The organism is uncultured Actinomyces sp. (assembly GCF_963526355.1).
GTDB lineage: Bacteria > Actinomycetota > Actinomycetes > Actinomycetales > Actinomycetaceae > Actinomyces.
Window position 1 is genome coordinate 1 of the sequence record NZ_CAUROW010000067.1, and the last position, 10,628, is coordinate 10,628.

The 10,628-nt window shown below is 68.0% G+C and carries 5 protein-coding genes; 3 read left to right on the top strand and 2 right to left on the bottom strand.

Features of this window, described 5'->3' with window-relative positions; all coding sequences use genetic code 11:
* Positions 1 to 53 precede the first annotated feature (53 nt).
* The 3 genes from RWR81_RS10620 (at position 54) to RWR81_RS10630 (ending at position 6,722) form a co-directional block, all read left to right on the top strand.
* The gene (locus RWR81_RS10620) at positions 54 to 2,069 is read left to right on the top strand and encodes a DUF885 family protein (RefSeq protein WP_314457590.1); all 2,016 of its coding nucleotides are present in this window, start codon (positions 54 to 56) and stop codon (positions 2,067 to 2,069) included.
* Between the two features lie 548 nt (positions 2,070 to 2,617).
* On the top strand, positions 2,618 to 3,502 hold the full coding sequence (locus RWR81_RS10625) for a glycosyltransferase (protein ID WP_314457592.1): 885 nt from the start codon (positions 2,618 to 2,620) through the stop codon (positions 3,500 to 3,502).
* Positions 3,503 to 3,896: 394 nt separating this feature from the next.
* Positions 3,897 to 6,722 carry a CshA/CshB family fibrillar adhesin-related protein gene (locus RWR81_RS10630; RefSeq protein ID WP_314457594.1) on the top strand — a complete coding sequence of 942 codons (2,826 nt, stop codon included), beginning with the start codon at positions 3,897 to 3,899 and terminating at the stop codon, positions 6,720 to 6,722.
* Between the two features lie 578 nt (positions 6,723 to 7,300).
* On the opposite strand, the gene RWR81_RS10640 is transcribed toward RWR81_RS10630, so the two are convergent.
* Both RWR81_RS10640 and RWR81_RS10645 read right to left on the bottom strand, forming a co-directional pair.
* Complete coding sequence (locus tag RWR81_RS10640; protein ID WP_314457596.1) at positions 7,301 to 9,706, bottom strand: hypothetical protein; 2,406 nt, start codon at positions 9,704 to 9,706, stop codon at positions 7,301 to 7,303.
* 186 nt (positions 9,707 to 9,892) lie between these two features.
* The coding region (locus RWR81_RS10645) for a fructosamine kinase family protein (protein WP_314457598.1) at positions 9,893 to 10,628 on the bottom strand (736 nt) is incomplete at its 5' end.

Genomic DNA, 10,628 nt, shown 5'->3' on the forward strand with positions numbered 1-10,628 from the left:
GTCGCCGCCGGGCCCGCCCGCCATGCGGCGAGTGAAGCGAAAGGCCTGTTGTCATGACCGCCGACCCTACGAACCACTCTCAGTCAGGTACCACCGCGCCGGCCGACTCCCGTGAGCGAAACGCTCGGACCGGCGGTGCGGACGCTTCCGCTGCGCCCACCCCCGGCCCGGTCAACACCGGACCTCCTGATCGTCCGCCGGTCTACCCGCAGCACCCGAGTTCAGGAACCTGGCGTCCCATCAGTCCGGCCGGCGCCCCCCTGAGCATGCGCGAGATGGAGACGTCCGCCTCCACCGCCGCACACACCTCCGCCCAGGCCACTGCCCGCTCCTCCGTCCGCTCCCCCTCGGAAACAGCTGCCGCCGGTGTCGTCCTACGCGATCTCGCCGACGAGTACGCCCTGCTCCTGTGTGCCCATGACCCCGAGGCGGCAGCCCGCACCGGCCTGCCCGGCGGAGCCATCCTGCCCAACTACTCGCCCGCGAGCCTGGCCGAGCGCCTCAGTTCCGAGCGCTCGCTGCGTCACCGCGTGGCCGCCGTCGAGCACTCGACTGGCTCCGACGAGCTCCTGCGCCGCCACCTCCTGGAGCGCCTGGAGACCTCCATCCAGTTCATCTCCGCCGGAGAGGAGGGCGGAAGCCTCGGCTTTCTCTCCTCGCCCTTCCAAAAGATCGCCCGCCAGCTGCACCGACCCCCGGAGACGCCCGACAAGGTCGGGGCCGAGGAGGCCGATCTCGCTGAGGCCGAGGCCAAGTGGGAGGACGCATGGAACCTCCACCGCACCCGGCTGGAGGCGCTGCCCACCGCCCTGGAGGGGTTGGCCGCCTCCTTGGACGCCTCCGCCAGGATGGGGGCCATCGCCCCGCTCAGCCAGGTCGACGTCGTCGCTGGGCAAGCGCGGGACCTGGCCCGTCGCCGCACCCGGCCCCTGCCCGAGGATCTTCCCGGCTCCCTGCACGTCCAGCTCCAGGAGGCCGATATCGTCGCTCGCCGCGCCGCCCTGGACTTCGCCTCACACCTGCGCAACGCACTGTCGCCGCGAGCGCCGCAGGCCGAGGGCGTCGGCCCCCGGCGTCATGGCCTGTGGATGCGGCGCGTCCTGGGCACCCGAGTGGACCCCGAGGAGACCTACGCCTGGGCCTCCGAGGAACTGACCCGGGTCATCGCCGAGCAGGATGCCATCGCCGTCGACATCCTCGGCCCCGGAGCGGACGCCCACGGTCTTAACCGGCACCTGCGCGCCGATCCGGCCCTCGCCCTGCGCCCGAAGGACTACGCCATCTGGGCGCAGGAGGTCGCCGACGAGGCCTGGGACGTCGTCGTCGGCCGGGTCCTCGATCCGCCCGATGGTCTGGGGCGCCCCTGGGTGTGCCTGGGCGAGCCCGGAGCCGGAGTGGTTCACTACGAGGAGCCGCGCGGCACCGGCGGGGAACGTCGACCCGGCATGGTCATGCGGTCCCTGGCCGACGGTGAACAAATCGTGTGGCCGTGGATGGAGCGGACCACGGTCCTGCACGAGTCGGTTCCCGGGCACCACGTCCACGTCGGCGCGCACGCCACCAGCACCCGGCTGACCGCCTGGCAGCGCTACCTGGGCTCCGTGCCTGGCTGCGACGAGGGGTGGGGCTTGTACGCCGAGTCCCTCGCCGATGAGCTCGGGCTCATGCCCACGCCTGAGGACCGCTTCGGCCGTCTGGCGGCGCGTCGCTGGCGCCTGGCCAGGGTCCTCGTGGACCTGGGCGTTCACTCCCGGCTCCCCGTGCCCGACGACGTCGCCGCCCTCCCGGGTGCCTGCCGTGAGTGGAACCGGGCGACCGTCACCGCCGTGCTGCGCCACCACACCGTGATCTCCGAGGGGCGCCTGCGCTTCGAGGTCTCCCGGCATCTGGGGTGGCCGGCCCAGCCGCTGGCCTATGCGGTGGGTGAGCGGGTCTGGCAGGCCGGTCGTAGCAGCGCCCGTGCGCAGGCTCGCGCCGAGGGCGGGGAGCTGGACCTGCGGGCCTTCCACAACCGGGGCATCGACCTGGGCAGCGTGGGGCTCGATCTGCTCGCAAGCGCCTTGCGCTGATGCGAGTTGGGGACGCAGAGAGGCCCGGTCGTTCGTCGGCCGGGCCTTGACGTTGCAGGGCCTCGTGCTCGGTAGGGGCAGGGCGTGCCGGGGCGGCAGGGGAGTCGCCCCGGCACACGGAAAGACGCATGATGCGTCGGCGGAACCCGGCTCCGTTGACGGGTCCCATGCCTTTACTGTGCCATGGGAAGTGGGCGTGATGTGCCCAAATGAGAAACTATAGTGCGTCGATCAGGGAACATGCAGTGTTAATGCAAGATATGTCGGTTTCTCCAGGGACTGTTGTCCTATGGTGAAGGTTTGACACAAAATTACTGGAGAAGCCCTGAGTGTTGGTCGAGGTTCGGGTGTCGAGGGCTGCCTCGCGACTTGCAGTATTGAGACTGCTTGAGGTGCGTTGATGGCGGTGACTCATTCTGACCAGGCCTCCCTTATGTCGAAATAAATCGTACAAAATAGCGAAAGTTGATGGTCATCACAAAAAAGGGGGGCGACAACGGGTCACTCATGAGTCGGCCGGAGCCCCTGTGTCTGGCTACTCTGGTGGTGTGAGTCCCACTAAGCGCCCCGACCAGCGCGTTGCCGTGGTCATCCCCGCCAAGGACGAGGCTGAGCGCATCGCCGCAACTGTTCGGGCCTGCCGCTCCATCCCGCGGGTGGATCTCGTCATCGTCGTCGATGACGGCTCGACCGACGGAACTCAGGACCATGCCCGTGCTGCCGGCGCTGTGACGGTCCGCCACTCCGTCTCGCGCGGGAAGGCCTCCGCCATGGAGACCGGGGCCTCCGTCGTCGCGATGCGCGACTACGTCGACGGGCCCGCCCGGTTGCTACTGTTCATCGACGCGGACCTGGGAGATTCGGCCGCTTCGTGCGCCGAGTTGGTGCCCCCGGTTGTCGACGGCGTTGCCGATATGTCCATCGCGGTGCCTCCCAAGCAGGCCGGCGCCGGCGGGCGCGGCCGGGTCGTGCGCGCTGCCAGGCGTGCCATCGTCCACGCCACCGGTTGGTCGCCCGTGGCGCCCCTGTCCGGCCAGCGGTGTCTGAGCCGGGAGGCCTACGAGAAGGCCGTCCCCCTGGCCGATGGTTGGGGGGTCGAGGTCGGTCTGACGATTGATGTCCTGGTGGGCGGGCTCGCGGTCATCGAGGTCCCCTGCGACATCACCCATCGCATCACTGGGAACGACCGGGCCGGTACGATGCACCGGGCCTCCCAGTACCGGGACGTCGTGCGGGCCGTGCTTCGGCGCAAGCTGCGGCGCCACCGCGTACCGCGCACCACCTTCGAGAAGGCGACCGCCGAACAGGACCACTTCTTCGCCTACCGCGCCGTACCTCTACCGCCCAGGGGCGACGACGACGTTGATCCCGTCGAGAAGCCGCAGGGTGCCCAAGGTCCGCAGACTGATGCGCCGGAGGGTGCGGACGAGTGAGGCCTGCTGTCGCCGAGGACAGCGGACGAGTGCTCTGTGAGCCGCGTTGTGAGGAGCGGTGAGGGCTGAATGGTCGCTCGTCTCCGAGGGCTTCCTCGTAGGCGAGCGGTCCTGGCCCGTCTCGAACCTTTTCAAGAGAGTCCTAACCGCCGACGAAGCTGACGATCTCCCTGTCTCGATTGCCCGGTGAGGGGTTGAGGTCAATCATGTTGTCGGCATTCTCAATGAAAGATCACGGAACATCACTATCTGACCGGTCTGCATAATTCTGGTTGTGAGACTATCTCGTGATCAATATTGCTGTTGCGTTGCAAGGGGCATTTATCAATATTCGGCTAGTTTCGCCAATGCTAGGGTGGCTGAGCCCATTCCCCTAGATCGAGGTGCTTACTTCATGCTTCGTCGCTTCTTCATCCGTGCAGCTGCGGCGGAACCGACGTCGACGCGTCGGTCGTTGAAGCGTTCCCGTAGGCGCGGAGGTGCCGTCGTCTCGGCGCTGGCACTGGCTGGGGCGTTTCTGAGTGCTGTAGCGCTGCCGGTCCCCCGGGCTGATGCCGTGTACGGAAACCCCAGTGGTGGGGCGGGTCGGTTCGCCCCGGTCATTGACTGGATCGACTGGACCGAGATGAGTGGCACCAGGACTGAGAACTGGACGCGAATCCTGCCCGACGGGGGTACTGGCATCTCCTGGTCCACGCCGACTCAGGTCTCAGACACTCTGTGGCGTACGAGTCGCTGCACGATCTCCAATGTGGTCACCACTGTCGAAGGGAATAACGAGCCCAGGCTGACCACGCATAAGGGGATCGAGGTTGAGTACAACACGGGAAACTGGCAGGGTGACGGACTGTCGCGTCTTTATAATGACGGAACGAATTATTCCGGAGGGGTTTCCACTAACTCCAGCAAGCGTTCAAACTTGTTGATCGGCATCGAGAATCTCCAGCACGGTTCCACCCATCAGTTCCAGGTGGACTGCAAAACCTATATCGTTGAATCCTCCACCAAGCCGGCTAAGAGTCAGCTCGACGACCTTCCCAACAAGGTGGAGCTTCCGATGGAGGGTATGGTCTTCGCCGATGCTGAATCCTCCAACTGGCAGGATGAATGGGGGCAGAGGGAGTACATCACCGTATCCCCGATCGCTTATAACCCCAAGCGCGATGTCTCGTACCGCCTACTGGAGACCGTTCAGCCGAAGGAATGCCCCACCAACTCCTGGGGCGGACTCATCAAGGTCTCGACTCCCGTGGGTGAGCGCGATGGCCTGAAGCTGCGTCCGGACGGAGACGAGTGCAATAGACGAGTCAGTGAGGGCTATGGCCCTTCCTCCGTCATGTTTGTGAGCAATATGCAAAGCGGTTTTGTAGAGGTGCATGGGGGCGGTAAGAGCGCTGTGGCCCTGGGAGTGGTCTCCTACCTGGATTATGGTGACGCGCCTAGCAGCTATGGGACGGCTGGTAGCGTCTTCCAGCCGTCATGGAGCGGTGGACAGCTCGCTGGAGGCGGGGCGCTTGACGTGTCCTCCCAGAGCGGGCCCGCCCAGGCGGAGTCGGGCTCCTGGTTCAACCTGACCCATGCCGCCGATCAGCAGCGCGTTGCCACGGCCGGTCCGGCTGTAGTGCGTCTCGGTGGGTTGACTGATCAAGATCAGTCGATCTCCCACAGCGCTGACGCCAGCGCCGACGATACTACAGGTATTGATGATGAAGATGCTTTGTCTGATGATTGGGATCGGGTGATCTGGACTGATATCGGTCAGAAGTGGAGTCAGCAGATCACCTGCGTGGGTAGCGGCACCAAGATCGCCGGCTGGATCGACTGGAACCGTGATGGCTCCTTCAGCTCTGATGAGGGTTCTGAGACCACCACCTGCTCCAGTGCCGGCACGGCCACTGTGACCTGGACCGTCCCACCCACAGCCACACGAACCACTTTGACCGCGGATGGTGTCACCACCTTCATGCGTTTGCGCATCACCGGCCCCTTGGCCAACGATCAAGAAGCTGAGGACCCCCAACCCACCGGCATCGCTCTCAACGGCGAGGTCGAGGACTACCCCGTCCAGGTCCAGCTTCCCAACTTGACCATGACCAAGACCGTCGACAACACCGCCGCCGGCGACCTGGGACTGACCCCCGCCGACTGGACCCTGACCGCCACCCCCACCACCGGCAATCCCGCCTCCGGACCAGGTGGCTTCACCTCCCTCCTGCCCCAAGGCGCCGCCGTCCTGTCAGAGACCTCCACCTCCCCCAAGGCAGCCGGATACAAACCCACCTTCACCTGCGCCCCCCACCCCAACTCCGACCTGACCAATCCCGCATCAACCTTCAAGGCCGACACCCGCACCCTGACCCTGGCGACCGGCGAGTGGATGAACTGCACCGTGCACAACACCGCCCAACCCGGCCAGCTCACCTGGACCAAGGTCGACGAGACCGGCAACCCCCTGCCCGGCGCCACATTCACCCTGACCTCCCCCAAGCTGCCCGGCGGCAAGATAGAGGTCCCCGACTGCATCGACACAGGCAAGGTCTTCTGCTACCCCGACGAGGACAACCGAGCCGGCTACTTCAGGGTCTCCCGCCTGACCTGGGGCGAGTACTCCCTCACCGAGACCCAGGCACCGACCGGCTATCAGGCCTCCACCGAGACGCTGACCAAGACCCTCGACGGCTCCGCGCCCCTGCAGTTCCGCTACGGCGGCTTCCTCCCCACCCTCGACCTCGGACAGGTCACCAACGCCCGCATCCAGGGCACCGTCACCTGGACCAAGACCGACGAGACCAACCACCCCCTCAAAGGCTCCCAATGGTCCCTGACTCCCCTCGACCAGGACGGACACCCCATCACCAACCAGGCCCGCACCATCACCGACTGCATCACCACCTGCCCCAAAGACAGCCTGGACACCGACACGTCCCCGGGCGCCTTCAAGCTCACCAACCTCACTCAAGGCACCTACCAGCTCACCGAGACCAAAGCCCCCACCGGCTACACCCTCGAGGCCGCCCCCCACACCATCACCATCACCACTGCAGGCCAGCTGGTAGAGCTGGGCAACATCACCAACCGCAAATCGGCAGTCCCCACCATCCCCCTCACCGGCGGCACCGCGGCACAGCGCTACCTCATCGCCGGTGCGGCCCTCCTGGCAATCACAGCACTAGCCATGACGATCCAGGCACGCAAACGCCGCAGAATCCACAACCAGTAACCCGAACCAACAACCAACCCCGCCCCACCATGCTGTCCAACAACACGAACCCTGGCGGTGTGGCCCGATCCGTGATCAGAATGGAGGATGGTGCCCTTTGGGCTCCCGCTAGGGCCTATGACGAAAAGTCTGTCGGGTGCAGTAGCGCCCAAGGAGTCACGGACGCACGTTAGCCCTCGACTGCGGACGTCGTGGGTACAGTCTGCGCGGCCTAAGGTGCGTTCGCGACGAACCAGGCACGTGCCCGCCCTTGTGATCGCCTCTACTTTCCACAACACGACCTAGTGGCCGTGGCACCTGCTGGAGAGTTTCGTCGGCCAAGGGGTGTGTGCATGCGGTCGCGCAGCGCCCAGGTGGCCGGGTGGTGGCCGCGCGCAGTCGATGACGGCAGCCAGATACAGGTTTGTCTCGTCGGCTGGAGGCGGGTGGGTGATGTCGCCGACGTACCTGCGGTTGGGGACGGTGCTGTGAAGTCATATGTGAGCAGGCCGGGGCCTCCTGCCCATCGAGAGTCGTGGCGGTCCTTCCGGCACCCGTCCCTACCGACCCGTCGGCCCGTACTGCACGACCCACGGGCACTACGGGGTGACGTCTCGATGCTCTGCGCAAGCCTCAAGAGGCTGTGGGGATGACCCGCTCCCGATCAGTGTCAGCGCCAGCAGGGCAGGGGTGGCGGCCGCCAGGATGAAGCCCGCCATCGTGACCCCCGAGTCGTTGACCAGGACGGATACAACAGTCAGCACCCCCAGTGACCGCAACGCCGTCGCCTCCCACCGCGCCGACGGCGACCTCTCTCGCGTAGAGGTGCGGGATCCCGGTCCCTCGACGGGAGAAATGTCCTCGTCGGTGTCGGGGGCAGGTATGAGCCAGGCGTACGGGCTGGCGCCGGCGCGCCAGACCCGAAGCTGCCGGCGCACCCACCAGACGGCCACCACAACCAGCATCAAGGCGCATCCCAGTCCGGCTGCGATGGTCGGAGTTGACATGATGGGGCCGACCAGTGCGTACGCCTTACGCCCCACCACGCCGGCGGCGGAGCCATCGGCCACCTGTCGGGCGAAGCGCCCCAGGTGCGTGGGCCCGCCGGGTCGGACGAGGTCGACGACGGCGAAACCGCTGACGATCAGGAGCGTCGTGACGGCGATGGCCAGCCGGCGTCGCCAGTTCAGACGCAGCCCCGCCAGGACGGCGCCGAGAAACGCCAGCGTCGGCACCAGGCTCAGGGCGCCGCCCACGTCCGCCCCCAGCTGGGGGGCGCCGTCGACGACCAGTGCCGCCCCGCCCAGCAGGCCCGTCAGGCCCAGGGCGGTTCGGCGTCCGCGTCCCAGGGTCTCCCAAGTCGCGGCGATGACGACGACGAGGGCGCCGGCGGCCAGCGCGAAGGCCGTATTCGAGACCCCGTAGAAACGGCCCGCCACCACGGCGTTCATGCCCAGCGGGTTATTGAAGGCCAGATGCGCGCCGCTGGCGGCGTCCGCCAGCCACGTCAGCGGTATCGTCGCCGCCACCAGCAGTGCCACCACGCCGGCGTGGGTCGTCAGTGGAGACGACGAGGGTAGGAACGAGGCGACGCGGCGAAGAGACCTCCTGCGCCGCACCAGCGTCGACAGCCCGGCGGCCAGAGCCACGATGCAGGCCGCGACCGCCACTGTCGCGGCCAGGACCGCGGCCAGTACCCACGGTGACGGCGAACCGTCCCGGACCCCCGCGCGCCACCACGGGACGGCGTTGACCAGCAGCAGCGCCGTCGGCAGCGCACTCAGACCGGTGGCCACCCGGACGACCCGGCGGAGGCCCGCCGGTCGCCGGCCCGTCCCCGGATCTCGCAGCACGAGTGCGGCCCAGGCCAGCAGTGCCGCGGCCGATCCCGCGAGCACGACGCCCGTGGGAAGGGCTGTCAGCTGCGAGGCGTGGGCGTGCAGGGCGTCGTCGGTAAGCTGGGTGATGCGGGCGTCGTCGGGTGCGGTGACGCTGGGGGTGGTGCTGGTAGTCGCGCCGGCATCACCGCCTGTGGCGGGCAGGTCGAGGGCCTGGCCGTCGAAGGATCGATCGCTGCGGCCGATGAGGGCCGTCGTGAGGGTCGGGGCGAGGTCGGTCAGCTGGGCCAGGCCGGGGCGATGCGTCGACGTGCCCACGACGAGCCCGCCGGAGGTGCCGTGTGCGCTCGATGATCCCACCGGTAGGACCGCCATCTGGGGGCCGGGCTCCTCGTCGTCGGCCAAGGATGCGACGATGACGCGGGTGCCGGGGGCCGCCTGCTCCTGAACCGTGCGCAGGGCGGCATCGAGAGCCGAGACTCGTTCGGCATCGGTGCGTGTGCCCTCGGTCGTGTCCACGATGGTGAGGTCGGCGTCGCCACTCAGGGCCTCGGGCAGTGAGGGGGCCGAGGAGATCGGGAACTCGGAGGTCGATGCCGGGCCCTCGGGGGTGCCGGTGGCGAGCCGCGCTCCGGCGCCGACGGTGATGACCGGCGTGCCCCGTCCGAGCGCCCGCACCAGGGGGGAGGTGCTGCTGGGAGCGGCTGAGGCGGTGAGGTCGGGGCAGGGGCCGGTGGGCTTGACGGCGCTCGCGCGGGCGCCCCGCCCCAGGGTGAGCCAGCCGTCGGCCGGGCAGGTGCGTTCCGCCGGGGTGCGCACCGTCAGGTTGATCGGCTCGCTCTGGGAGGCGAAGGCCAGCAGGCGGGCGGCGGCCGGGCCGACATCGCCGGAACCGAGCTCCTCGCCAGCGCTGGCGCGGGAGACCTCGCCCTGCAGGTCCGACCATGTGAGGTTGTGGGTACCCAGGACGACGACCGGCGCCGGCCGTGAGGATTGATCGGCATGCGGTGCGCCGAAGGCGTTCGTCGAGGAAGAGATCGCGGTGGGTGTTGCGGTGGCGGTCAGCGCCGATCCCACCATCGTCAGGATCATGCCGACGACCACCAGCAGCACCAGGGCGTACACGACCGTGCGCACCAAGCGCTGTTGACGTCGTCGAGGTCTCACCCGACCAGCCTACGGGGCGCCGCAGCCCGAAAAGTGTCCGCAAGGGCCGACTTTGACGCCGTCTCTACCGATTGACGCGCAAGTAAAACGCTCTGACCTGCACAAACGCAGAAGACTCTTTCGATGGTTGGTGCCACGGTCGTCCCAGACGGGCGAAATGGGCACAATTTCTGGGCCTCCACCGACTCACAGGTACTGGCGGGCCACGGCGACCGCCTCACCACCATAGCCGCCGCCGAACAGAAAGGCGTGAATCATGATGATATGCCATGAGTGGAGGCCCACTCGCTCGCGCCAGCCCGCTGCCAACGGCGAGACCTCGTGGTAGGCCGCGTAGATCCGGTCCAGGTAGCGCTGCCCGAACACGCCCAGGGCCGCCAGGTCGGTCTCGGCGTGCGCACCCTGCGCCATCGGGTCAATGAGCACGCCGACCACCGCCGGCCCGCCGGCCGCACCGGCTGCCCCGTCAGCCTCCCTGCCCACGGGTACCTCCCCGGATGCGGGCTCCTGCGGTCCGAGTCCGGCCCGCGGCGGCGCCCACTGGGCAGCCTCATCGGCCGGGGTCCACAGGACGTTGCCGCACCACAAATCCCCGTGCGTGCGGGCCACCGCGACCCGCGCGCCGCGCTCGCGGGCACCGGCGCGCACCAGGGCCGGCTGGTCGGTGTCGAAGTCGCCGTCGCGCAGACGCTCGCACAGCCTCTCGATGATGCGGGCCCCGCCGGCACTGATCGAGCCGTTGTCCCGACCGGGGCGCAGGTAGGGCAGGATCCGGTCCTCGGCGTAGAACTCGCCCCAGTGGCGCGGCTCGCCCTCCTCCGCCGCGTGCGGCCGCAGCCGGATGTCCGAGCGTCCCATCTGCGCCCGGCCGGCCCATCCGGGAGGCGCCGCCCCGAAGGTCGGGGCGCCCGCAGCGTGGGTG